This is a genomic window from Lacrimispora indolis DSM 755, assembly GCF_000526995.1.
Classification (GTDB): Bacteria; Bacillota; Clostridia; order Lachnospirales; family Lachnospiraceae; genus Lacrimispora; species Lacrimispora indolis.
In genome coordinates this window covers 4,387,322-4,410,929 of the sequence record NZ_AZUI01000001.1, presented here as the reverse complement: position 1 = coordinate 4,410,929, position 23,608 = coordinate 4,387,322, and the positions used below count along the sequence as shown (strand labels likewise).

24 protein-coding genes are annotated in these 23,608 nt (G+C 46.7%); all 24 read right to left on the bottom strand.

Features of this window, described 5'->3' with window-relative positions; all coding sequences use genetic code 11:
* Positions 1-2 precede the first annotated feature (2 nt).
* Entirely contained in the window at positions 3-836 is an 834-nt protein-coding gene (locus K401_RS0121220) for a carbohydrate ABC transporter permease (RefSeq protein ID WP_024294841.1), read from the bottom strand.
* A 14-nt stretch (positions 837-850) separates the two neighbouring features.
* Entirely contained in the window at positions 851-1,774 is a 924-nt protein-coding gene (locus K401_RS0121215; protein ID WP_024294840.1) for a carbohydrate ABC transporter permease, read from the bottom strand.
* 145 nt (positions 1,775-1,919) lie between these two features.
* Positions 1,920-3,839, bottom strand: a complete 1,920-nt coding sequence (locus tag K401_RS32985) for a sensor histidine kinase (protein ID WP_156945297.1) — start codon at positions 3,837-3,839, stop codon at positions 1,920-1,922.
* A complete protein-coding gene (locus tag K401_RS0121205) occupies positions 3,826-5,463 on the bottom strand; it encodes a response regulator transcription factor (protein ID WP_027352363.1) in 1,638 nt (545 codons plus the stop codon). The genes K401_RS32985 and K401_RS0121205 overlap by 14 nt, the downstream gene beginning before the upstream one ends.
* Before the next feature lie 168 nt (positions 5,464-5,631).
* Complete coding sequence (locus K401_RS0121200) at positions 5,632-6,237, bottom strand: bifunctional adenosylcobinamide kinase/adenosylcobinamide-phosphate guanylyltransferase (RefSeq protein WP_330362295.1); 606 nt, start codon at positions 6,235-6,237, stop codon at positions 5,632-5,634.
* Positions 6,234-7,313: a nicotinate-nucleotide--dimethylbenzimidazole phosphoribosyltransferase gene (gene cobT, locus K401_RS0121195; protein ID WP_156882314.1), complete on the bottom strand. Its 1,080-nt coding sequence runs from the start codon at positions 7,311-7,313 to the stop codon at positions 6,234-6,236. Before cobT ends, K401_RS0121200 begins: the two co-directional genes overlap by 4 nt.
* Before the next feature lie 27 nt (positions 7,314-7,340).
* Positions 7,341-8,735: a cobyrinic acid a,c-diamide synthase CobB gene (locus K401_RS0121190; RefSeq protein WP_024294836.1), complete on the bottom strand. Its 1,395-nt coding sequence runs from the start codon at positions 8,733-8,735 to the stop codon at positions 7,341-7,343.
* Positions 8,728-9,300 (bottom strand): precorrin-6Y C5,15-methyltransferase (decarboxylating) subunit CbiT, encoded by a 573-nt coding sequence (gene cbiT, locus K401_RS0121185; RefSeq protein WP_029695158.1) that lies wholly within the window; start codon positions 9,298-9,300, stop codon positions 8,728-8,730. The genes K401_RS0121190 and cbiT overlap by 8 nt, the downstream gene beginning before the upstream one ends.
* Positions 9,290-10,762, bottom strand: a complete 1,473-nt coding sequence (gene cobK, locus K401_RS0121180; protein WP_027352364.1) for a precorrin-6A reductase — start codon at positions 10,760-10,762, stop codon at positions 9,290-9,292. The genes cbiT and cobK overlap by 11 nt, the downstream gene beginning before the upstream one ends.
* Positions 10,755-11,495 carry a precorrin-3B C(17)-methyltransferase gene (gene cobJ / locus K401_RS0121175; RefSeq protein WP_024294835.1) on the bottom strand — a complete coding sequence of 247 codons (741 nt, stop codon included), beginning with the start codon at positions 11,493-11,495 and terminating at the stop codon, positions 10,755-10,757. The genes cobK and cobJ overlap by 8 nt, the downstream gene beginning before the upstream one ends.
* Entirely contained in the window at positions 11,479-12,561 is a 1,083-nt protein-coding gene (locus K401_RS0121170) for a cobalt-precorrin 5A hydrolase (protein ID WP_024294834.1), read from the bottom strand. Before K401_RS0121170 ends, cobJ begins: the two co-directional genes overlap by 17 nt.
* A complete protein-coding gene (gene cobM, locus K401_RS0121165; RefSeq protein WP_024294833.1) occupies positions 12,558-13,325 on the bottom strand; it encodes a precorrin-4 C(11)-methyltransferase in 768 nt (255 codons plus the stop codon). The genes K401_RS0121170 and cobM overlap by 4 nt, the downstream gene beginning before the upstream one ends.
* Positions 13,326-13,327: 2 nt before the next feature.
* Positions 13,328-14,005: a precorrin-2 C(20)-methyltransferase gene (gene cobI, locus K401_RS0121160; RefSeq protein ID WP_024294832.1), complete on the bottom strand. Its 678-nt coding sequence runs from the start codon at positions 14,003-14,005 to the stop codon at positions 13,328-13,330.
* A gap of 3 nt (positions 14,006-14,008) precedes the next feature.
* Positions 14,009-15,202, bottom strand: a complete 1,194-nt coding sequence (gene cbiD, locus K401_RS0121155; RefSeq protein ID WP_024294831.1) for a cobalt-precorrin-5B (C(1))-methyltransferase CbiD — start codon at positions 15,200-15,202, stop codon at positions 14,009-14,011.
* A gap of 180 nt (positions 15,203-15,382) precedes the next feature.
* A complete protein-coding gene (locus K401_RS0121150) occupies positions 15,383-15,604 on the bottom strand; it encodes an alpha/beta-type small acid-soluble spore protein (protein ID WP_024294830.1) in 222 nt (73 codons plus the stop codon).
* A gap of 137 nt (positions 15,605-15,741) precedes the next feature.
* Positions 15,742-15,930, bottom strand: a complete 189-nt coding sequence (locus K401_RS0121145; protein ID WP_024294829.1) for a PspC domain-containing protein — start codon at positions 15,928-15,930, stop codon at positions 15,742-15,744.
* Positions 15,931-16,058: 128 nt separating this feature from the next.
* Positions 16,059-16,961 (bottom strand): DUF4097 family beta strand repeat-containing protein, encoded by a 903-nt coding sequence (locus K401_RS0121140; RefSeq protein ID WP_024294828.1) that lies wholly within the window; start codon positions 16,959-16,961, stop codon positions 16,059-16,061.
* Positions 16,958-17,701 carry a DUF1700 domain-containing protein gene (locus tag K401_RS0121135; protein WP_024294827.1) on the bottom strand — a complete coding sequence of 248 codons (744 nt, stop codon included), beginning with the start codon at positions 17,699-17,701 and terminating at the stop codon, positions 16,958-16,960. The genes K401_RS0121140 and K401_RS0121135 overlap by 4 nt, the downstream gene beginning before the upstream one ends.
* Entirely contained in the window at positions 17,698-18,018 is a 321-nt protein-coding gene (locus K401_RS0121130; protein ID WP_013273079.1) for a PadR family transcriptional regulator, read from the bottom strand. The genes K401_RS0121135 and K401_RS0121130 overlap by 4 nt, the downstream gene beginning before the upstream one ends.
* Before the next feature lie 87 nt (positions 18,019-18,105).
* Positions 18,106-18,363, bottom strand: coding sequence for a PspC domain-containing protein (locus K401_RS0121125; protein ID WP_330362294.1), 258 nt, complete (start codon positions 18,361-18,363; stop codon positions 18,106-18,108).
* A gap of 218 nt (positions 18,364-18,581) precedes the next feature.
* Positions 18,582-19,622, bottom strand: a complete 1,041-nt coding sequence (locus K401_RS0121120) for a TRAP transporter substrate-binding protein (protein ID WP_024294825.1) — start codon at positions 19,620-19,622, stop codon at positions 18,582-18,584.
* Between the two features lie 92 nt (positions 19,623-19,714).
* Positions 19,715-20,545: a response regulator transcription factor gene (locus tag K401_RS0121115; RefSeq protein WP_024294824.1), complete on the bottom strand. Its 831-nt coding sequence runs from the start codon at positions 20,543-20,545 to the stop codon at positions 19,715-19,717.
* A complete protein-coding gene (locus tag K401_RS0121110) occupies positions 20,517-22,034 on the bottom strand; it encodes a sensor histidine kinase (RefSeq protein ID WP_024294823.1) in 1,518 nt (505 codons plus the stop codon). The genes K401_RS0121115 and K401_RS0121110 overlap by 29 nt, the downstream gene beginning before the upstream one ends.
* A gap of 206 nt (positions 22,035-22,240) precedes the next feature.
* Positions 22,241-23,476 (bottom strand): D-alanyl-D-alanine carboxypeptidase family protein, encoded by a 1,236-nt coding sequence (locus K401_RS0121105; RefSeq protein WP_024294822.1) that lies wholly within the window; start codon positions 23,474-23,476, stop codon positions 22,241-22,243.
* Between the last annotated feature and the right edge of the window lie 132 nt (positions 23,477-23,608).

Genomic DNA, 23,608 nt, shown 5'->3' with positions numbered 1-23,608 from the left:
GATCAGCCCTTCACACCGGAGGAGGCTACCCCTTCGATAAAAAACTTCTGGCAGAACAGGAAGGCAATCAGAATGGGCAGCAGTACAGCCGTTGCCGCAGCCATCTGACTTCCGTAATCCTGAATTAAGCCGGAGGAAAAGAGCTTCACTCCAACGGAAAGCATCTGCTTATCCATGGTTGATATGTACAGATAGGGTCCCATGTAATCGTTCCAGGACCATGTAAAGGAAAACAGGGCCATGGTTGCAATGGCCGGCTTTGCCAATGGGAAAATGATTTTCCAATAAATGCGGAAATGGCCGCAGCCGTCAATTTTAGCCGCTTCACTTAAGGAGTCCGGAATGGAAACAAAGGACTGGCGCAGAAGGAATACAAAATACACATCAACACAGCTTGGCAGGATCAGAGACCACATGGTATCCAGGATGTGCAGATTTTTAAAGATCATGTACCTTGGTATGATCATAATGTCACTTGGTATCATCATGGCTGACAGCAGGACAAGAAAGATCGCGTCTTTTCCCTTAAATTTAATTCTTGCAAATCCATATGCAGTAAAGCTTACAAAAAATATCTTGATCGCAATGGTAAGGGCCGTCATGACCACCGTGTTAAAATACCATTTCTGAAAGTTATAAATGCCGTTTGTAAATAATGCCTGAAAATTCATCAGGGTGGGGTTTTCCGGAATCAGATGCCATGGAAACTTCATGACCTCTCCGCTGACCTTAAAGGAAGAGGAAATCATGAACAGAAACGGAAAATTAGACGCCAGCCCGATCAACAGAATAAACACTGTGAGTACTATCTTTATGCTTTTCTTTTTGCTTGTCATTGATGATTCCTCCCTTAATAATTAACCCATTTTTTCTGTCCGCGCCATTGGATAAGCGTTACGATCATGACAAGCACAAACATGATGAAAGCCATTGCACTTGCCAGACTGGTTTCATATTTTGTAAATGCAGTACGGACAATATTTACGGACATAACGGTGGTCGCCTGTCCCGGACCTCCCTCAGTAAGAGCCTGTATGCAGGTAAAGTTCTGGAAGGAACCGATAATGGAGCTGATTACAAGGAAAAAGGTGGTGGGAGAAATCATTGGTATGATGATATTGCGGATCCGCTGCCATTTTGTTGCTCCGTCAATCTGTGCCGCTTCCAGCAGCTCAGCGGGCACCTCCTGAAGCGCTCCAAGATAAACCACCATGTTAAGGCCAACGCCCTTCCAGACGGAAATCATAGCCACAGTGGGAAGAGCCAGCTTTAAGTTCAGCAAAAGCAGCGGCGGGTCAAACCCCATATTTCTTAAAGCAAGGATTATGGGACTGTTATTTCCAAGCAGTACCTTAAAAATTACGGCAACTGCCACCATGTTGGATACGTAAGGCATAAACACAAGGGAACGCATGGCCTTTTTCATATAGACCCCGTTGTTCAGCATAAATGCCAGCACAAATCCAAGGATCATAATAAGGGGCACATATACCAGGGAATATTGAAAAGTCCTTATGAGGGACGCCATGATCTCCTTGTTGGTGAATACTTTTATAAAGTTTTGAAACCCTACAAATTTAAGGTTGTCCAGCCTGGTAATATATTTCATGTTTATAAACGACATCACAATTGCAATGACAAAAGGAATGCCAGTGAAAACAGTGAAAAAAATCAGGTAGGGCGAAATAAACAGCCACCCATACCTGTTTTCTTTTTTCTGGGCTATGGATGTTTTTTCTTTTGTTTTAGATACTGGTGTTTTTCCCTTGTTCATGGGCCTGCCTCCGATTTTCATTTTAGGAAGAAAGGCTTATGAAACAACAGCCTTTCTCTTACTTCTATTCTAACGGATTTTTTCCCGATAAACATAGGCCGATTTTTGTATTTGTTGGTTATTTTCGCTTTTTACCCTGTTTTATTTATTTTTTACCGTCAAGGGGATATTCACAATTCGCTTCGCTGCTTAATTCAGTCAAATTGCCGTGCTCGTCAATGTCCTCTCCGGTGATCCTGGGAATCCTTATGACGGTCAGGGTTCCTGCATCCTTTTTGCTATAAATGGAAACAGCCCTGTCCACCCCAAAATACAGCTTGATTCTGGCTTCTATGCTGTGAAGCCCGATGCCGGTGCTCCGCCTGTTCTGCTCTTCCTCTTCCTTTTTGATTTTTCCAAAACGGATCTGATCCCGGACTTCCCTTAATTTCTCCCTGTCCATTCCGCGGCCGTTATCCATGATTTTTATTATGACCCACCTGCCCTTTTCCTTCACAGTAAGGCGGATCATCATGGGGTGCTTTAAACCTGCCATTCCATAGAGAAAGGAATTTTCCACCGCAGGCTGTAAAATTATCTTTAAGGAAAACAGTTCATGGATCTGCCGCATGTCCGTCTTAAGATCAAATTCAAAATCTTCCTTATAGCGGTTTTTCTGGATTTTTACGTAAGCCATGAGATGCTCGATTTCATGTTCCATTGGGACGATTACCTGCCCTCCGCTGATGGATAACCGGTACATCCGTCCCAGGGAAGCGGCCGTCCGCCCAATATCAGGCCTTCCCGCCTCATTGGACATCCATACGATGTTTTCCAGGGTATTATAAAGAAAATGAGGATTGATCTGGCTCATGAGCACTTCCAGCTCCAGTTCCTTTTTCTTCCGTTCAGACTGCAGACCTTCGATGATATGGGTATTGATCCGCTCCAGCATGGAATTATAATAGCGGATCATATCTCCTACCTCATTTTTCTGTTTTACATCAACATAGGCATTTAAATTTCCGCCGTACACCTCCTTCATGGAGGCGTTCAGCTTTCCAATGGGATCCATGAAGCTTTTATATAAATAAAAGATCATCATGGCGCAAAGGCTCACACATGCCATCATGACCAGAAAGATCCTGTAGTACAGCACATCCACTTCCCTTGTCACCGATTTTACGGGAACCACCATAACGATCTTCCAGTCGTTGACGTCAGAGGCCTTTACCTGGATCATCTGCTTCCCCTGAGCCTCCCAGCCTTTTGTTAATTCCTCTTCCTGTTCCATGATCTCATCCCTTAGCTTCTCCGGAATTTCTCCTGCTTCCACAGCCGTTTCGCTGCTGGAAGAAATCAGTCTGCCGTCTTCTGTGACCACATAAATATCACCGGGAATGGATTCTGCCAGTTCTGCATATTGTTCATAAATATCCTTCTCTTTTAATGCAAACAGCTGCACGCACTCATATCTTCCCTTTTCCCAGGAATAAATCCTCCGGATGCCCATGACGGCCTTTCTCTCCCTGACCTCACTGGGCCGGTCGCTGAGAAGGAAATTATCCTGGAGGGGAAACCAGCGGAATTTCATCAAAAGATCGGGATCTTCAATGTTCATGGCCCGCAGCCTCTTAATCACCTCTTCCGTATCATTATTGGGATCCAGAAAATTAAATAACTCTCCCTTGTACGTATACATGGCGCTGATCCTCACCCGCTGGTTGAGCATGTCATAGGCTCCGAATATGTTGCTGTAAATCCTCACGATATCAAGCTTTTTATACATCTGTTCCTGAGGGGAATATTCCTTTTCAATGTACTTATTCAGCTGGTCATTGGCCGCAAAATTGTCGGAAACACTGTAAATGTCCTGTAGCTTTGCATCAATTTTATTGGCAATATCCGTGATCCTGCTCTGGGTAGTACGCATGTATTCCTGTTTCATGACCTTTCTCGTATGCCAGAACAGCATGGTGATGATCACCATAACCGGGATCAGCACCTGCAAAATTCCATAAAGCATCCGGCGCTTCAGACCAATATTCCTTTTCTTTACAAGACGGTTTTCCCTATTCATTTTCATTGGTTTTCCCCCAGCTGCTGCCTTCCGGCTGTAGGATATTCCGGTACTCTTTCGGACTTATCCCATATTTTTTCTTAAACAGCTTAATGTAATTGGATACGTCGGCCCAGCCCATTTCCTGGGAAATCTCATAGATTTTCCGTGCAGGATCAGCAAGAAGCTTTCTGCTTTTTTCCAGTCTTTTTGTAATGATGTAATCACTGAAGTTGCAGCCAAATTCATTTTTAAATATCTTGGAAATATAGGCGGAATTTTTATGCACCTTTGTCCCCACATATTCCAGGGATATCTGGTTGGAATCATACTCCTCATCCACGATTTCTCTGATCTTCTGGGCAAGACTGCTCTGGCTCCTCCATTCTCCCCTCATATCCGCCATCTCCCTGGAAACCTCCCGGAGTATACGGGATAGAAATTCCTTTTTTTCCTGCAGGCTTTTTAAGGGATAAATGCCGGTATAGGTGCAGTCCAGCTTTTTCATCACCTTTTCTAAGCGGACGCCGTAGCGCAGCAGGGCGCGGGAAAGATTAAACAACAGTTCAAGGCTTAAGCGGTTGATATAATCATAATCCAGAATCACCTTTCCCTTAAATTCGGAAAAGATGTCATCTAAAATATCCTCTGCCTTATTCTCCTCCTGCTCCATGACTTCCTTTAAAATCTGGCCTGTATCAAAGGAAACTGCATAGTAATCAAAATCTGCTTCCTGTATCCCTTTGTAGGTCATGACCAGGTTCTTTCCTTCGCTGTAGATCTTCTGGCTGGCACAGCATTTGGCCTGTTCATAGCACTGGGGAAGCATCTGGAAATCCGCATAAAAATTGCTGATACCGGCATATATGGGAATGCCGCTCTCCTCTAAGACCGCTTCCGCCATCTGCCTCACATAGGAATACAGCTCTTCCTCCAAAGGCTCCTCCCCGGCGCTTAATATCCCGGTTATCTTCTCCTCAAAGTTCCAGATATAAGTTCCGTCAATCTCTTCTTTTGAAACTCTTTCATTTAAAATCTTTTCCACCTTCATCTGATCCTGATAATAGGCGTTTTTATCTTCCGTACCTGGTACATCCAAATGGATCAGCATCACACCGTACCAGTTTTCGCCCTGGCAGAAGAATTCTTCCTCCATCTCTTCTTCATGATAGCCGTATCCCTTGATCAGTGCATTGTATTTTCTTCTAAGCTTTAAGCTCCTGCTCTCTTCATATGCTGATTTTAATTCCCGTTCTTCTAATTCCTTTTTTCCTTCCTCATCAAGACGTTCTTTTATTTTCCGGAAGGTCACCTCAAATTCATCCAGATCCGTAGGCTTTAAGAGATATTCCATGACCCGGTTTTTAATGGACATCTGCAGGTATTCGAAATCATTGTACCCGCTTAAGATGATGATCTTGATTTCCGGGTAGTGCTGGTTTAAATGCTGCATCAGCTCGATCCCATCCATTTCCGGCATCCGGATATCGGAAAGCACCACATGGGGCTTGTCCTTTTTGATCTGTTCCAGCGCCTCTATTCCATTGCCGCAGACACCGCTTATAACAAACCCCCATTTTTCCCATTCAATGCTGTTTGCGATCCCATATGCAATCGACTTTTCATCTTCCACCACCAACAGTTTATACATCTCGCACCTCCATCCCGCCATATTATATAACAAAATCCCTTATCATCTCAAGCTGCTTTTCCGTTTGTACGCAAAGGAAGGGCGTCTAAAAGCAAATCCCATCCTGTCCATGCAATACCTGCAGAAACTCAAACAATCACAGGATATTGCATCACATGGAGTTAAAATTTAACTTTTAAGACGCCTCGTTTCCTGCATCCTGTATATTTCATAAGGACTCCCATTGGCTTTCAACACAATCGGTATTCCTGCGACTACCTCGATCACTTCATTGGAAATTTCAGCGATTCTCCGGTTGACCTCTCCAAGAACCTTCCGGTAAACCAGGGTCTCTTCTCCATAGCTGTCCCCATCGGAAAAAACCTCATTGGTCACAATGATAAAATGTCCGGTCTCTTCTTCTATTCTCCTGATCCCTTCCATGATCTCTCCCACTGCAGATGTTCTCTCCGCGGGCGGAGCTTCCCCCTGGTCTCCCAGGCCAAAAAGCTCATTTGACACCAGATTTGACATGCATTCCAGAAGGACCGACGAAGGCTGCAGTCTGTTGATGTTCCGCTTCAGTCCCTTTAAATTCCGGTAGCATTCCACTGTCTCAAACTGCTTTTGTGCCCTCATCTGCCTGTGCCGGTCTATTCTGCGCCTGCATTCCTCATCCCAGGGCTTCATGGTGGCAATGTAGATCCGCCTGCCTTCTCCCAGGCTCATGACCAGACTTTCCGCATATTCTGATTTTCCGCTTCCGCTTCCTCCCACAATCAAAGTGATCATCATTGTCCTCCCATGGGTTTATACGCTTCAATATGTATGTCTTCAAAGGAACTCATTTTTGTATAAACGCCGGCCGCCATATCAAGAAGGGGGATTGCCGCCACCGCTCCGGTCCCCTCTCCCAGGCACATTCCCGCCTGTATCAGAGGTAAAAGCCCCAGCTCATCAAGGAGCAGTCTGCCGGCAGGCTCCGCAGACACATGGGAAGCCAGCATGAAGCCACTGCAGCCCGGATAAATGCGGTCTGCAGAAAGGGCCGCTGCCGCAGAAATAAATCCGTCCACTAAAACCGGTATCCGGTAAATGGCTCCGCCTAGAAATACGCCGGTAAGTCCTGCCAGATCAAAGCCTCCCACGCAGGCAAGGATATCCACCGCATCCCGGCAGACGGGACCGTATCTCTCTACGGCCTCTCTGATGACTTCCAGCTTCTTTTTTAAGCCCTCATCATTTAATCCCGCCCCTCTTCCTGTCAGGGCTTCCGGAGCTTTTTTCAGCAGCAGGGAAGCAACCGCACTGCTGGTGGTGGTATTTCCGATCCCCATTTCCCCGGTTGCGATCAGATGATAGCCTTTTCCCGCCAGCTCTCCAACCAGTTTGATGCCTGTCTCTATGGATTTAACCGCCTCCTCCCGCTTCATGGCAGGCTCTTTGCGGAAATTATTTGTCCCGTAAGCGGTCTTTCTGCAGATGAGAGGATAACGAAGGCCGGAGAACAGATCCCTGGCAACCCCCATATCCACTGGAAATACATCCACCCCGGCCCGTTCTGCCATGATGCAGACGCTGCTGTCTCCCTTTGTCATGTTCTCAGCCACAAGGGCAGTCACTTCCCTGCCGGTCTGGGTGACCCCTTCCTCCACGATCCCATTGTCAGCGCACAGGATGAGAAGCGCCCGTTTATTTATATCCACTTTTGACGTTTCCCTTATCCCTGCCATCTTTATGATATCAGCTTCCAGGACGCCTAAGCTGTTAAGAGGCTTTGCCACCTGGGACCATCGGCTGTGGGCGGTTTCCATGGCAGAAGCGCTAAGAGGCCGGATCTGTGATAAGTATACATTAAGTTCTTCATTCATCATTTGAAGCCTTTCCAAGTCAAAGTTTTATGTCCTTTCCTCTGTTTCCTTAAAGCCTTTGCAGGCCTCCACAAAACGCTCTGGCAGCACAGGGTTAGAAGGATAATAAAAATGAGGGAAGCCTGCCAGCAGATTTCCTTCTCCATGAACGCAGTTCCAGCTTTTTTTACCGCCTGGTTTTATTGCCTCCATACCGGCTCCGTTGTTTGTGCTGTCCCAGTAATGGAATTCATGGCCCCGGATGGATTCTCCCTTTTTTAAAAATGGAATATCCTCTCTGGCAAACGCCTCAATATAGCCAAACCGCAACAGGCGTTCTGTCGGAAACGCTCTTCCGGGTATGACGCCAGACAGGCAGTAGCTTTTATGGTCTTTTGTCTCCAGCTCCTGGTGAAGATACAGAAAGCCTCCGCATTCAGCCAGTATGGGAAGGCCGCGCTCCGAAGCGTTTCTTATTTCCCGGAGCATGGATTCATTTTCCGAAAGCTCTTTGCAATAAAGCTCCGGATATCCTCCCCCGAGCAAAAGACCGCAAATGCCGGGAGGCAGCGCTTTATCGTGAATGGGACTAAAGGGAATAAGCCTTGCTCCCATCTCTTCAAGGAGCTTTAAGTTCTCCTGATAATAAAAGCAGAAAGCCTCATCAAAGGCCATTCCAATGACCACTTCCTTCCCAGGAATGACCTGGGAAACCCGGCATTTTGATCTTTCTTTAAGAGATGGCAGCGGCTTTGCCTCCTGGGCCAGCTTTATAAGTCCATCTACATCAATGGTAGATTCCAGCTTTACGGCCAGTTTATGAAGCTGATCTTTTAAACCCTTTATTTCCCCCGGAAGCACAAGACCCAGATGGCGGCTGCCAAAGGTCCCTTCTTCACATTCCGGCAGATATCCGTAAATATGTACCCCCAGTTCTTCCATTGCCGGTCTCAGCCGTCCTGCCATAACGGCTGACGTCCGGTTTAAGATCACACCCTTGATATGGCTGTTTTCTTTATATTCCAAGAAGCCCTTCACCACTGCTGCCAGGGACAGGCTGGCTCCCTTGCAGTCTAAAACCAGGACCACCGGTGTATCCAGGGCACATGCCACCTCATAGGAGCTTGCATGAGTGGTATCTCCGCCCACTCCGTCATAATACCCCATGACCCCTTCAATAACAGAAATCCCGGCTCCCTTTGCCCTGTCTGAAAACTGCTCTCTGACCCGCTGCTGATCCAGGAAAAACGTGTCTAAATTTCCGCCGTCAATCCCAAGCACGGATTTATGAAACATGGGATCAATATAATCCGGGCCACATTTAAAGGACCGGCAGGGCAGTTTTCTCAAGAGAAAAGCATTTAATAGTCCGCAGGTCATCATGGTTTTTCCGCTGCCGCTCTTAGGGGCAGCAAGCATCAGCCTGGGATAGGAATCATTCAAGGATATTCCTCCCTTCCCCTCCAAAGGAAACCACATAGACAGGATTTTGTCCCATCATCAGATGGTAATCTCCCGCTTTCCTTCCTCTGGATACCTGCACCTGTACGATTTCCGCCGGGACGGAATGTTCTTTCAGCCAGGATATAATTTCGGACAGAGATTCCAGGGCGATTGCATTGATTACGATCCTGGCCCCCGGATTCTTTTTTAAAACCAGGGAAAGTACCTTGTCCATGGATCCGGAGGTTCCACCGATAAATACGTGGGAAGGGGCTTCAAGAGATACCAATGCCTCAGGCGCTGCTCCTTCGACGATTTCCAGGCAGTCTGCTGCAAATTTTTCCTTATTTGCTTTTATAAGCTCTATTGCTTCCGCTTTCTTTTCCACCGCATAAACCCGGCCTCCGGTGAGATACCGGGAAGCTTCAATGGACACAGAGCCGGTTCCGGCTCCTATATCATACAGGACAGAATCCTGATCCAGCTCCAGCTTTGATATGGAAACAGCCCTGACCTCGCTTTTTGTCATGGGCACATCTCCACGGATAAACAGTTCATCTCTCATAAATTGCCTCTTTCTCAATCAATACGGCAGATAATACATCAAACTCCTGCCCTTCCAGATCCTCCGGCGTTCCAACGGTTATCCGTTCATCAGGATAGGAAAGCCGCTCTCCCACGGACAGCCTGGCTTCGTAAAACCCATGCTCCTTAAGGAGGCAGCACAGGCTTTTCACCGTATTGGTTCCGTCAAGAAGAGCAAATACCCTGGAATGAAGGGTCAATTCTTTTATCATGTCAGAGGTCCTGCCATGCAGGCTCACAAGGCCCACATTCTCCCAACCGGTTTTCAGCCTGGAACATAAGTAGGAAACCGATGATATCCCAGGCAGGATCTCCGTATCATATATCTGGTCCTGGGGCTCCTTTGCCAATGCTTCCGCCATCTTTCTGGCTCCGCTGTAAAAGCCCGTATCTCCGGAATACAAAATTCCGATCCTGGAAAACTCCCTGTGCTTTTCAAGCCAGGGCAGGATGTCTCTGCTGGTATAAAAGGGCTTTTTGACTGCATGGGGAATTGCCTGGGAAACGCCCAAGAGCATTCTCTCCGCACCAAATATCACATCACATTGCTTTAATTCCTTCCATGCCCTTACGGTCATCTGATCCTCTCCGCCCATGCCGGTTCCGATCAAAAATACTTTTCTCTTTTCAGGCTGCCAAAGTCTGGGCATAGCCTGACATAAGCCCTCTTCTTTATAATCAGATAAAAGCTTTTTTGCTTCTCTGACCGTAATCCCTTCTTCTTTTCCCGGACGTCCGATGACAACTGTCATAATCCCGCATTCTGATGCCGCCTCCATCTTTTCCGGAAAACCTCCCGCAGTTCCGGCCTCCTTTGTCACAAGGCAGCTGATGTCATACTGCCTTATCATGGCCCGGTTCATTTCAGCTGTAAAAGGGCCCTGCATACCGATCAGATGCTTCCCCTTAAATCCCATTTCCTCACAGGCAGAGATTACGGACAAGGACGGCAGAACTCTGGCATAAATCCGCTCCTCCCAGGAATCCAGACTGGTAAAGGCTGAAAGCTCCTTGCTTCCCGTTGTGACTAAAATGTTTCCTGAAACGTTCTGCAAGGCAAGGACCGCTTCTTCTAAGCCGCCTGCCCACAGGATCTTCCCTTCTTTCTGATCCCCCGGTTCCGGCCCCTGGGAAGACTCCCTTACGATCCTCTTGTAAGTAACTCCTGCCAATTCACAGGCAGAGCGTATGTTTTCACTAGCCAGAACAGCATAAGGGTGAGTGGCATCAAGCACAAGGGTGATTCCCTTTTGTTCTATAAACAGTTCCATCTCATGAGCATCCATGGGGCTTTCATGGATATGGAGATACTGGCTCTCCAAAAGAACCATTCTTCCATATCCGGTGGCAACGCTGACCCATACATGTATTTCCTTTTGGTGACAGTATTCCGCCAGGATACGGCCTTCTGCGGTGCCGCCAAAAATCAGGACCCTACACATTTTTATAGCCTCTTGGCGTTACCATTCTGCCGTCTATTAATTTTGTCATGGAATTTCCTATATAGACGGTGGTAAACATATCTGTCTGGGTATCTCTTAGGTTTTCCAGAGTCATGACCGCCATTTCCTCCTCATTCCTGCCAATATTTTTTACAAGTCCGCATACGGTTGACCGGCTTTTGAATTCCATGACGATCTCACAAGCACGTTTCAAATAATCGGCCCTTTTTTTGCTGGAAGGATTATAAAGGCAGATGACCATATCCGCCTGAGCGGAAGCTTTCAGCCTTTCTTCAATTAATTCCATTGGAGTGAGTAAGTCGCTTAAGCTGATTACAGCAAAGTCGTGGCCAAGAGGAGCGCCTAAAACAGCCCCGCCGCTTAAGGCCGCAGTCACTCCGGGTATGATCTCAATTTCCAGCCCTTCCTCTGAACGGGCCATCTCAAGAATCAATCCGCTCATGCCGTAAACGCCTGAATCTCCGCTGCATACCATTGCCGTAATTTTCCCTTTTTTCGCCTCGTCAATGGCCAGCCCGCACCGCTCCTGTTCCCTGCGCATTGGTGTGGAAAGCATCTCCTTACCTGGAAAATGGTCCTTGATCAAATCTATGTATACAGTATACCCTACAATAATCTCACTCTCTTCCAGGGCCTTCACGGCCCTTATGGTCATATCCTCATAGGAACCCGGACCGATCCCTACCACATAAAGCTTACCTGATTTTGTCATACTTTGTCTCCACCTTCCAATCCCGGACTGCCACAGCCGCCGTTACTCCTTCCAATGCCTGTTTCTTCACCAGAAGATTCCCGCCTCCCAGTTCCTTTACACAGGCAAGGGCTGCCCGTTCACATACATTATCCACTCCTGTGACCTGTTTTACAAAAGAAGAAGAAGAGAATTCCCCTTCTGTTTCTGCAAGCACCTCTGCCGGATAAGTATAAAACGGGACTCCTTTTTCGGCAGCAAACTGGCAGATGCCCTTTTCTTCCTTCTTTATATCAATGCTGGCACATGCGGCAAGACCCTTAAGGGATAAATTCCATTCCTTAAAAACCCGGTCTATAACACGTTCTACGGTTTCAACAGGAACGCCCTTTCTGCAGCCGATTCCCAAAACCAGAATTCTTGGAACCAGCTTTAGGGACTCCTTAAGCATCTCTTCTGAAAGTTCCTCCTTGATGGTGATCCAAAGGTTTTGCCGGAAGGCTTTCCCTTTAACAAGTCCCCCCGGAAGCTTTCCTGAAACCGGAAAATCACAATGAAATCCTACGCTTTCCCCCTTTAGGATGGCAGAGGATATCTCTTTTATCTTCTTTAGTTCCGTAATGACCAGTCCCTGCTCCCTGGCAAACAAATCCACCGCAAATTTGCCGTGGCTGTCTGTGGCCGTGGTAATGACCGGCTGTCCGCCTGTCAGCTCTGCCAGCCGCTCTGCCAGTTCATTGGCCCCTCCCAAATGGCCGGATAGCAGGGAAATGGAAAACCTGCCCATATCGTCCATGACCACCACAGCCGGATCCTCTGCCTTGCTCTTTAGAAAGGGCGCAATCGCCCGGACAGCGATGCCTGCCGCTCCTATGAACACGATCCCTTCCTTTTCTGAGAACTGTTCTCTTGTCCATTCAGATAAGGATGTTGTAACAGGAAGCAGAATATCCCCGTCAGGACAGGATTTAAGAAGGGCTTCCGCTCCATATCCTTCACAAGACTGGCCGTCCTTTGAAATTTCTTTTACAAGCTTTGCACAAAGCCTTGCCCCTGCCTCCGTAAAGCAGATGATGGAAAGTCTCATCCTTCCTCCCCCGTTCCCTTTCTGTATTCAGTGGTAAATACCGGGTCATAAAGCCTGGAACGTTCATAGCTGCTCTGGGCCACGGCATTGCCCACAAGAATCAGGGCTGTCTTCCTTATATTCTCCCGTCCGGCGCTGGCGCTTAAGCTTTCCACCGTACAGATTACAGTCTTCTCCTCCGCCCAGGTGGCTTTATAAACAATGGCTGCAGGAGTATCCGGGAAATAACCGCCTTTTATCAATTCCCTTGACAGCTCATCTAACATTCCGGCGCTTAAAAAGATCACCATGGTGGCTCCGTGGGCGGCAAAGGAAGCAATTGACTCCCGTTCCGGCACAGGCGTTCTGCCCGCCATGCGGGTGATAATCACGCTTTGGGTCACATCAGGAAGGGTATACTCCATTTTAAGGGCAGAGGCTGCACCGCAAAAGGAGCTGACTCCCGGGCACACATCATAGGGAATCCCTCTTTCTTCCAACTCATCCATCTGCTCTCTTATTGCCCCGTAAATGCAGGGATCACCGGTATGAAGTCTTACCGTCGTCTTTCCTTCCAGCTCTGCCGCTTCCATAACGGCAATCACTTCCTCAAGGGTCATTTTTGCGCTGTCATAAACCTGGCACTGGGCTTTTCTGCTTTCTAAAAGAGCCGGGTTTACCAAAGAACCAGCGTAAATAATCACATCTGCCCTGTCAAGCAGATCTTTGCCTCTTACTGTAATTAAGTCCGGCGCTCCCGGGCCTGCTCCTACGATATGTACCATAATTACCTCACAATCACCAAAGAATAATAGCCGGCATCCTCCGGGATCTCCGCCAAAGAACCGTAGATCCGTTCATCCGGCATTCCGCAGTTTTCCACCATAATGGCGCTTGCCCCGCATTTTTTCAGTTCCTCTTTAACCGCTCTCATCTGCCGGCCTGCCTTCATAAGAACTTTTACTCCTGAAAGCTCCAGGGCATCTTTGATCTGATAAGAGGCCGGGATAATATGAAGCTCCTCTGATCCTGATACCAGGGGAATGCCGACCCTTGCCGCCACGGCACAAAAAGAGGGGATCCCGCTTTCTAACCGGGTGGAATACCCTTCCTTCAAAAGCCGCTCCCAAAGGTAAGTAAAGGTGGAATAAATGCTCACATCCCCCAGGGTAATGAATCCCACATCCTCCCCCTTATCCAGATGCTCCCTGACCTTTCTGGCTGCCAGCTCGTGGCTTTCCTTAAGCACATTCTCATCCTTTGTCATAGGCATGTGCAGATAAAGGCATTCCTTTTCCTCTATTTCCGGCACCGCCTGTCTGGCAATCTGATATGCCATACACTGTTCTTTATTTTTATGGGGAATTGCAATGACCTTTAATTCCCTGATCCGTTTTACCGCCTTTAATGTCATAAGTTCCGGATCTCCCGGCCCTACTCCGATTCCGTACATGATTCCAGCCATTGTTTATTCCTCCTGTTTCTTCTCTCTGACCGCTGCCCCGGAAAACAGCCTGACAAACTCTACGCTTCCCCGGCTCATTCCCAGTATACCGTACATGGAGGAAAATGTCACCACCTCCACCTCTGCACCGCCTGACCACAGGGTCATGTATCTCTGGATCCTATCTACCGCCTCTTCCATGACAGGCTCCAGGATCTTATGGTCCTTAAGAATGCCTGCGGCTTCCTCCATGGTATTGGCTGTTAAAATTTTATCCTTCACTCGGCTCTTTTCCTCTGCGAAAGGAGCTGTACAATCCCATAATATTTCCATACGGCGGTCCCCATATTTGGAATGGGTATTAGGTACGCCTCCTGCCACCTTGATCAGTTTTCCAATATGTCCGGCAAACAGGATCCGGCGAAATCCCTCCTTGCCTGCCGCTTTCAATGCTTTCTCTATAAAATTGCTGCAAGTCACCCCATCCTTTAGATCAAGACCAAGGGTTTCCTGTATAAAAGCTTCTCCATAATTTCCCGGAACCAGGATCACCTGTTTCATACCTGCAACAGCCTTCATATGCAGTTCTAAGCGTATGGTGGCAATCAACGCTTCTTCACTCATGGGCTTTACGATCCCCGTTGTTCCCAGAATGGAAAGCCCGCCTTCAATTCCCAGCCTGGGATTAAAGGTCTTTTCCGCCAGTTTTTTCCCTTCCGGAATCCAGATGGTGATGGTTAGAGAACCGTCAAACCCGGCTTCCCTTCTGGCTTCTTCCACTCCACTAAATATCATGTCCCGGGGGACCGGGTTAATGGCCGGCATGCCCACCGGACAGGACAAGCCCGGCCTTGTCACCCAGCCGATCCCCTCTCCTGCGGTAAGAAAAAGAGGGGCTTTCCCCTCCTCCCCATCCCGGCGGTAGATTCCCTGGGCCTGTCCTTCTTTTTTTTCGTCGGAATATTGGACAGAGGCAAACACCATGGCCTGATGGGTCACATCAGGGTCATCCCCTGCATCCTTTTTAACGGCACACGCCGCCTCTCCCTGTTTTAAAACAACATGAAAAAGAGGAAGATCAGCCGACCTTCCTTTTGGCATCATAAGCTTCATATGTTGTACTTCACGTCCGGTAAACAGCATGACCGCCGCTGCCTTGGCAGCAACAGCGGCACAGGTTCCCGTGGTAAATCCACTTCTTAATTCTCGTTTCTCCATCTTCCTGCATCTTTCCTGCCCATTGGTTCCGGGCAAGGCCTTCCTCTTTGAAGTACATTATAAAAGATTTTCCTCTAAGGTGCAAGAAAAATTCTGACATTACCGCCTTAATGCCCATGCTTTCCGGGCAGGGCCCCCCCCGCTTTATGGGGTGTAAAGGGATGGCCGCAGTACCTATCCTTATACTTCCTCTTCATTTACCAGGGCTTCTTTTTTCATTTCTCTTTTTCTCTTGGTGATAAGGCCTCCGATCCGGCCGCTTTCCTTTGCGCTCAGACTGCGCCAACCGCTGTTTATTACCTTATCACTAAGGCCAAGCTCTGTGGCAATTTCGAATTTAAGTACTTCCTCCGGCTTCATATTGCGAGGATCAAATGGTTCGTTTTTCTTTCCCTTTGACATATCTTTACATCTCCTTTTCTTAAATCTAAAGAGAGTATGCCCGCTGGCAGAAGAATTAAACGTAAAGTTTCTCCAGTATTTTCAAAAGAAAAGACAAGCCCGGACGGCCTGCCTTTTCCTTCTCTATAATTTCCCTTTTATCTTCTGGGAATGATGATCGCTGCAATAAAGTAGGCCACGATGCCTGTGCCTGTACAGGCCAGTACTGCCCATAAAAGCCGGATGATGGTAGAATCCACATTAAAATATTCCCCAATTCCGCCGCATACTCCGCAAAGCATTTTGTCCGTATCAGAACGGTATAATTTCCTTTGATTATCTTCCATTTGCGTATCTCCTCTCTGTCCTTTGACCTGTAAGATCTGAAATTACATCATAAACCTGCGGTTCATGATCAACATTCGCCTTTCGCGCCGGTGAGCGGGCTCATCTTCGCTCTCTTGCGCTCATTTTATCATAATTCATTCATAAACTCCACTTGGATCGCTCCTGTTTTGCAATCCAGATCCATGTTTTTATCTGCACCGTTATCTGTCTGCTTCTTTCCTTTTAAGGCGGCACTTCCTTCGTCTGCGACCTTTACAGCCCCCATCTTGCATTGGATATCGTAATTATAATCTTCCTTTTTCCCGGCAAGTTCCAGTTTTATGGCTCCTACCCGGCAGTCCGCATCAATATCGCCGGAAGTGGCTCCGGAAAATTCCACGGCTCCCGCACTGGTTTCCACGTCAAGCTTTCCCACATTTCCGCGGCTGATCTTTACTGCACCGGCCTGGACTTCAATTTCCAGTTCTTCCGCAGACAGGGCCTGGGCCATTACAGCAGGGCCGGATTGTTCCCTATCTGAATAGCGGTTCGAATGAACGGATTTTAAGCTGACATGAGAAAATCGGTATCCCTCCGGCACCTGGACGGTAAAGACCAGCCCCGGACCATCCTTTCGTTCCCATCCGGTGTATTCCTGAAGTTCCAGCTCATCATCTTCCTGGTATAAGTTCCAGCAGGATTTATCCCTGTTGCAGAAAATCTTCACTTCACTTCCCTGTGGATCCTCCACAAAAACAACGTTTCCCGTACGTATTACTATATCCAGTTTTTTCACTTCCTGAGAAGAAAAAATTTCCTGCCCTTTCTCTCCTCTGTTAAAAACTTCGGGAACGTAAATATTATCAAAATTCCCCTCATCCCAGAAGCTATCCAGGGCAATTCCTGAAATTTCTCTTCTCCATTCCATGGCTCTTTCAGGTATTATATCCTGTAAATTTCCTCCCATCCCAGCAGCTACGGCTGAAATTCCTCCGCCCACCAGAACGCAGATACTTCCGGCGATCAAACATATCTTTACAAACCTTTTCATAGACGGCTTCTCCTTCCGTGAAATAACCTGCTAAGGACGTTTACACAGCTTCTGAAAAGAAACGGAAGAAATCTTCCATAAAAAGCGCCGCTCACAGCCAGGGCTAACAGACCAAGACCAAGGAACAGGATCCCCAGTCCCAGAAGCAAGGCTCCGCTTAAGGGGTGGATCACCATGGAAACAAAACTGGCAAAAATCATACAAACTCCGGCTATAAGGAGTGCAAGAGTAATCGCTCCGATTCCGATGACCGCTGCCACAAGGCATCCCAAAAGACCGCCTGCCAGACCTGCAATACCGCCTCCGATTCCCATAAGCATGGGAGAAGCTGCAATGATTAAAATGATCCACAAAACAGTTTTTACGGTCCGGTTCCCATTCATGCCCCTTCTTCGCCTGCCGTGCCTTTTATCCGTTTCTTCTCCCTGGTATTTTGGGTCCTCAGATACCTCAGGAAGGTCATACCGGTTTGCCATCTGGTAATTGGGATCCTTAAACCGCTCATCCTGGTAGCCGGTCTCCGTAAATTCCCCTCCGTCTTTTAAATTCCCGGATATATCTGAACGGATAATGGCTGCTATTCGCTCAGGGCTTACAAATTCACGTATTACTTTTTCCTCATTTTCCGGTCCTGCTTCTTCCAGATAATCCCGGTAATATCCAATGGCATCCGCCTTTTCCTCATCTGGAATATCCGACAGCAGATATTCCAGCGCTCTCATAAACTCATCCCTGCTCATATATGTGCCTCCTCAAAAATCCGGGATATCTTCTGCGAGTAGCCTTCCCACTCACCTTTATAGAGATTCAATTGAACCCGTCCCTTTTCCGTAATTTTATAATACCGCCGGTTTCTTCCGTCAAATGCCAGATCATAAACCTCCAGACACTCTTCCTTCTGCAATCTCCGGAGTACCGGATAAAGGGTGGATTCTGAAATCTCAATAACATTTCTTACATCCTGGGTAATCTTATAACCATAGGTACCCTCCTGATCCCTTGATACTACCGCAAGGACAATGGCGTCCAATAATGCTGCTCCTGTGTTAAAAACCATGTGTCCACTCCTATCTTTATTATCGCCCATGTTTTTTGGGCATAGAGGTATACCCGAAGGGTATATCCATGATGCTTTGATAAAAACCTACCTTGACTCATCCTTCGGTGCCTGTGGTATGATCACCGCAGCTATGATATAAAGAACCAGGCTTCCTCCCACCAGGGAAAATCCCATAAATGACCGGAACAAATGACGCCATGACTGAAGAAACATCAAAAGCACCCATATCAGCCTTATCATGACAGGATCGACCTGAAAATATTCTCCAATGCCGCCGCATACTCCGCAGAGGACTCTGTTCTTTACAGACCGGTACAAACGTTTTGGCTCCACGATTGCCACCTACCTTTCTTCCATATGAACTGATATATAATATTATTTTATTCTGTATATTATATACCGTATAATAATATTATATGCCATATAATATTACTTGTCAACACCTATTATTTTTTTTGAAATCATTTTTATAAAAACCAAAAAACGGATGCCCTCAAGTGATTCATTTCACATTGAAAGCATCCGTTACTATTTTCCCTCAGTCCCTGAAATACAATTTGTCAGTGAAGCTTGGCGATCCTGTTCACCACATCAATGTATTCACTGCAGTACATCCGATAAACGATCATAACAGCCGCACGGAAACGCGCATGTTCCACCGTACTTAGTTCCGTGACAACACAGCCCGCTTTTGTCAGCATGTCCCTGACATTCTGCTCACGGGTCTTCCATAGCTCTCTTTCATAACGGGCAGACTCTTCTGCACATGTTGAAATGATTTCCCTGTCTGTTCCGCTCAAATGGTCCCAGGTGGCCTGAGAGACAAGCTGCATCTCAGGAATCCGGTTGTGGGCATCCAGGGTAATGTATTTTGCCACCTCATAATGACGCATGCTTTCATAGGAAGGCCAGTTATTTTCCGCACCATCAATACTGCTGGTCTGCAAAGCCGCATATACTTCAGAGTAAGCCATGGGCACTGCCCTGGCCCCCAGTGCCTCTATCATAGCTGCCATCATGTCGGACTCTGCCACACGGATGCGCATGTTCTTTATATCTTCCACACGTTCTATGGGTCCAGAGGAATTATAAAAATGTCTGGCTCCTGCATCATACCAGGAAAGGGCTACCAGCCCGCTTCCCTCCAGTTCCTTCTTGAACTCATCTCCAATCTCCCCATCAAGCACCTTCCACATATGAGTTTCATCCCGGTATAAAAAAGGAAGCTGCAGGACATTAAATTTGGACTTAACATCGGCCAGAATCATGACAGAAACCCGGGCAAAATCAATTCCACCATATTGAAGCTGTTCCACCACATCATTCTCATTTCCCATTTCCCCTTCAGCAAACACATTGATCTTGATTCTTCCATCCGTTCTCTCGTATACCAGTTCCGCAAATTTCTTTGCCCCCTGTACGGTAGGATAGTCCTCCGGCTGGTTATCTGCATAAGAAAACACATACTCCGGCGCTTTTTTCCGGCCTGTCATAAAAAGAGAATCCCCTATTTTCCCCCATTTCATAAGACTGAAAACAAAGAAAACAGAGACCGCCAAAAAGAGGACACACAAAGCCCCTTTTGCAATCCGTTTATCCATTCGTTCTACCCCCAAAACGTCTTTCCTTTATACACAGAAAGCGTCTGATATTTTATATTATTTTCCGATTATGGTTGACATCCCTAAACTCATTACGATTGAAGATCTTTCAGTCTGTCCATTCTGTATTCGGACGGATTTACCCCTTCCAAGCGCTTAAAAACCTTTGTAAAATAATTGGAATCAGCATATCCCACCCTGACCCCAACTTCTTTCACATTCACGTTAGGCTGATCCAGAAGCTTTTTTGCCTCTCTGACTCTGTATTCCGTTAAATAAGAGGTAAAGCTCTGCCCATACTGCAGCTTAAACATCTTGCAAAAATAAGGTTCAGAATATCCCACTGCCCTGGCTGTTTCACTCATTGATATATCATTCATATAATTTAACCGGATGTATTCCTCTACCATGGATGTCATCACAGACAACCGGTTGCCATAAAAATCAGGCTCATCTTCCCTAACCGTCTGCGCTTTTTTCTTTTCGTTCAATTGATCAGCTTCCTCCGCTGTCCTTTGCGGTTTTATTCTGTCCTGACTGTCTTCCCGTTCATCAGTGAGCCGCAATGCCTCTTCAACTACACTCACAACTTCTCTCTGGGAATAAGGCTTTAACAAATATTCCATGGCTTTAATGGAAATCGCCTTTTTTGCGTAATCAAAACGGTCATAAGCCGTTAAAAATATAAGGCTGCAATCCTTTTTTTCCTTTCTCATGATCTCCGCAGCCTGGATTCCGTTCATTCCCGGCATTCCAATATCCAGAATTACCACCTGGATATCTTCTCTTTGAAAAATCTCCACCGCCTCTTTTCCGTTCTGCGCCTCATAGATCCGGCACTCCTCTCCGAACTTCTTATGAAGCATCTTTTTCAGCACAATGCGCTCAATCATTTCATCTTCCACTATCATCAACCGATACATGATCCATCTTTTCCCTTCTACGACCAAATTCAATCTGCACCTTTGTTCCGCTTTTTTCACTGCTGTCAATGGTCACTTTCCCATATTCGTAATATGAAGAAATTCTTCTGTATATATTACCCAGCCCGATTCCAAGTCCGGTACCCTTGGTTTCAGCCGCCTTCCGGATAGCAGCAAGCTTTTCAGGAGGCATTCCCTTTCCCGTATCAGCTACGGATATCCATAAAAGCTCTCCTCTTCTTTTTATGGATATGTCAATGCTTCCTCCGCTTTCTTTTTCCGATATACCATGAATTACCGCATTCTCAACCAGCGGCTGAAGTAAAAAGACCGGCACTTCTTCCTGATATAAGCTTTTGCTGCAGTAAATTTTCCATTGTATCCTATTTCCAAAACGCATCTGTTGGATATACATATAATCCTTCACAACCTTCAGTTCCTGTTCAAGTGGCTCAAAGGCATTGGACGTACGGAGACTGTAACGAAGAAGATTGCTGATTGCCACCAGCATTTCCTCCGTCACCGGTGCCTCTTCCATCTGTGCCATCCTGGTGATCATATTCAGCGTATTAAAGAGAAAATGGGGATTTAACTGGCTTTTAATCAGCTGAAGCTGGGCCATGGAAAACCGATTCTCAAGGTCTGCCCGCTCCAATTCCTGCCGGTGCAGCATTTCTTCCATCATCCGTTTTTCCTCATTGGCCGTAAAGTAGTCCTTTGTGGCATGCTTCATCTTATTAAACGCACTCACCAGCTGCCCGATTTCATCCCTTCCATCCCAGAGAACATCAGGAGAGGAAAAATCATTTTTTTCGATTTTACCGGAAACTGTGGCCAGCTGTACAACCGTTTTCACTATGCTGCCTGTAATAAAGCGCAAAAGGATCAGAAGTACCAGAAAGGCGACGATACTGATCGCAACTAGAATATAAGGCATACGCTTAAGCACAGGGATCTGAATTTCGTAATAATCATTTCCCCCCATTAAAACCACCTTGGTCAGACGTGTCCCATAAATGTCCAGATATTTCTGCATACTGTATGTTTTATACAGCTCCTTAATATAGCCGGGATCAGTCTGGCTCATGGCCACCACCTTTTCCCGCTGCTCCTCATAAGTACCATAACAGTTTATAATATTCCAGGTGATCCCGTAGCGCTTTTCCCCTATTTTATCGTAATCATAGGGCAGGCTGTTTATATATGTTTTAGTCTCCTGGCAGGCCCGCCGGTAGGCTTCCTCATTTTCCGGAGAATTATTTGCCAGCAACCGGGCAAAGCATCCGCTCTCATTCTCCATGGACTCCTGGAATTTATAACAGGCCAGGTTGTCATCCATGATAATACTCACATCGTTAATAAAAATATATGCTACTTTCAGATTGATAAAGATAGAAGCCGCCATAATGATCCCCACACTTACGATGATCACGTACATTTTCCGCTTTAAAGACATCTGATACCAGAGAGCAAGCAATTGATCTCCCACCTGTTTCCCTCCCCAAATTCTTTTTTGCCGTATACCAATTAATCTTATCCCTTCCTCGGCCTTCCGTCAATATTTTTACAAAAAGAAGGGAATCAGTCAAGGTATAACGGAAACCTTTCTCATGGCGCAAAAAAATGCCCTGTAAGCAGTACACAGCTTTTTCTGTGCATCACTTACAGGGCAGGGTTCATCCCATGGATATTAAATTACAGGTTAAAGGCCTTCCAAAGGCGCTTAAAATAATCGGTAAATTTAGCTTCTCTGACCGCTTCGGCTGTTAATATGGGAACTTCCCCTATCTTTTGCCCTCCAAGGCTATAGATCAGGCTTCCTGCCTTCTGCCCTTCTTCTACCGGCGCAGGGATGGAAGGCTCCAGCGCCAGGTTCCTTTCAATAGTGGAAAAATCCTCTCCCTTAAGGCTTAAATAGGAAAAAGAACCTCCATATTTTAACGGGACCTGATCTGCCACCCCGTTATCCACAACCATGTCAGGAAGGGGGAGCATTTCCTTATCCTCATACAGCTTGCAATTGGCATATCCATAGTTTAAAAGGGTCTGGGCATCGGCAAACCTGACTTTGTAATCCGGGGCAGCCATAATCGAAGCAATGAGGCGGACTCCCTCCTTTTCCGCGGTTGCGGAAAGGCAATACTTTGCCACTGATGTGGAACCGGTCTTTAAACCTGTCACAGTAAAATTCGTGGCCATTTTTAAAAGCTTATTGGTGTTGGAAAGACCAAATTCCTTTGTCCCCTGCTTTGTCACATGAGTGATATTCTCCATCCAGATGGTGGAATAGTTATGGATCTGAGGATATTTATTGATCAGTTCTCTGGACATAAGTGCAATATCCCTGGCCGTTGTCACATGAGTGCCTGACTCAGTAAGCCCGCAGCAGTCTTCAAAATGGGTATTTGTCATCCCAAGTCCTGCCGCTCTTTCATTCATCATTCTAACAAATTCGTCTTCCGTTCCTGCTATGTATTCCGCCATGGCTACTGAGGCGTCATTCCCTGAAGCAATGACAATACACTTGATCAGGGTATCCACCGTCTGCACTTCCCCTTCTTCCAGAAAAACCTGGGAGCCACCCATGGACTTTGCGTGAGCGCTGGTCACAACCTCATCCGTCAGCTTGATCTTGCCCGAATCCAACGCATCAAAAATAAGTATTAAAGTCATGATCTTTGTAATGCTGGCCGGGCTCCTTTTTTCATCCGGGTTCTTTTCATAAATAATCTGTCCGGTTGACGCTTCCATCAGAACGGCGCTTGGAGACTGTAAGGCCGGACCGCCCTCCGCATTCACCTTTTTCGCCTCTTCTGCCTGGATAATCATGTCCGAGGCTACCGCCATATCCGGCTCTTGCCCTGCCGCCGGAAAGCACAAACAGAAAAACAGCAGAAGGCAGCTTAAAACAAATGCCGTAACTCTCTTCATATGATACACGATCCCCTAAAATTCCTTTGTATCATTGTATGGGATTGTTTCATATACATATGCCATTTTTTCCAAAAAAAATTGCCTGCTTTTCATTTCATCTTCCGGTAAAGTATGCTATACTTGTACCGG

Excerpts from the sequence above, each read along its gene's own strand:
- K401_RS0121170 (WP_024294834.1), bottom strand. The coding sequence starts at position 12,561 with ATGAGACTTTCCATCATCTGCTTTACGGAGGCAGGGGCAAGGCTTTGT.
- cobJ (WP_024294835.1), bottom strand. The coding sequence starts at position 11,495 with ATGACAAAATCAGGTAAGCTTTATGTGGTAGGGATCGGTCCGGGTTCC.
- K401_RS0121135 (WP_024294827.1), bottom strand. The coding sequence starts at position 17,701 with ATGAGCAGGGATGAGTTTATGAGAGCGCTGGAATATCTGCTGTCGGAT.
- cobT (WP_156882314.1), bottom strand. The coding sequence starts at position 7,313 with ATGAATGAAGAACTTAATGTATACTTATCACAGATCCGGCCTCTTAGC.
- K401_RS0121145 (WP_024294829.1), bottom strand. The coding sequence starts at position 15,930 with ATGGAAGATAATCAAAGGAAATTATACCGTTCTGATACGGACAAAATG.
- cbiT (WP_029695158.1), bottom strand. The coding sequence starts at position 9,300 with ATGAGAGATGAACTGTTTATCCGTGGAGATGTGCCCATGACAAAAAGC.
- K401_RS0121150 (WP_024294830.1), bottom strand. The coding sequence starts at position 15,604 with ATGTCAAAGGGAAAGAAAAACGAACCATTTGATCCTCGCAATATGAAG.
- K401_RS0121200 (WP_330362295.1), bottom strand. The coding sequence starts at position 6,237 with ATGATGATCACTTTGATTGTGGGAGGAAGCGGAAGCGGAAAATCAGAA.
- K401_RS0121205 (WP_027352363.1), bottom strand. The coding sequence starts at position 5,463 with ATGTATAAACTGTTGGTGGTGGAAGATGAAAAGTCGATTGCATATGGG.
- K401_RS0121120 (WP_024294825.1), bottom strand. The coding sequence starts at position 19,622 with ATGGATAAACGGATTGCAAAAGGGGCTTTGTGTGTCCTCTTTTTGGCG.
- K401_RS32985 (WP_156945297.1), bottom strand. The coding sequence starts at position 3,839 with ATGAAAATGAATAGGGAAAACCGTCTTGTAAAGAAAAGGAATATTGGT.
- K401_RS0121130 (WP_013273079.1), bottom strand. The coding sequence starts at position 18,018 with ATGGTTTTTAACACAGGAGCAGCATTATTGGACGCCATTGTCCTTGCG.
- K401_RS0121215 (WP_024294840.1), bottom strand. The coding sequence starts at position 1,774 with ATGAACAAGGGAAAAACACCAGTATCTAAAACAAAAGAAAAAACATCC.
- K401_RS0121115 (WP_024294824.1), bottom strand. The coding sequence starts at position 20,545 with ATGTATCGGTTGATGATAGTGGAAGATGAAATGATTGAGCGCATTGTG.
- cbiD (WP_024294831.1), bottom strand. The coding sequence starts at position 15,202 with ATGGAGAAACGAGAATTAAGAAGTGGATTTACCACGGGAACCTGTGCC.
- K401_RS0121220 (WP_024294841.1), bottom strand. The coding sequence starts at position 836 with ATGACAAGCAAAAAGAAAAGCATAAAGATAGTACTCACAGTGTTTATT.
- cobK (WP_027352364.1), bottom strand. The coding sequence starts at position 10,762 with ATGTGTAGGGTCCTGATTTTTGGCGGCACCGCAGAAGGCCGTATCCTG.
- cobI (WP_024294832.1), bottom strand. The coding sequence starts at position 14,005 with ATGGCTGGAATCATGTACGGAATCGGAGTAGGGCCGGGAGATCCGGAA.
- K401_RS0121140 (WP_024294828.1), bottom strand. The coding sequence starts at position 16,961 with ATGAAAAGGTTTGTAAAGATATGTTTGATCGCCGGAAGTATCTGCGTT.
- cobM (WP_024294833.1), bottom strand. The coding sequence starts at position 13,325 with ATGGTACATATCGTAGGAGCAGGCCCGGGAGCGCCGGACTTAATTACA.
- K401_RS0121105 (WP_024294822.1), bottom strand. The coding sequence starts at position 23,476 with ATGAAGAGAGTTACGGCATTTGTTTTAAGCTGCCTTCTGCTGTTTTTC.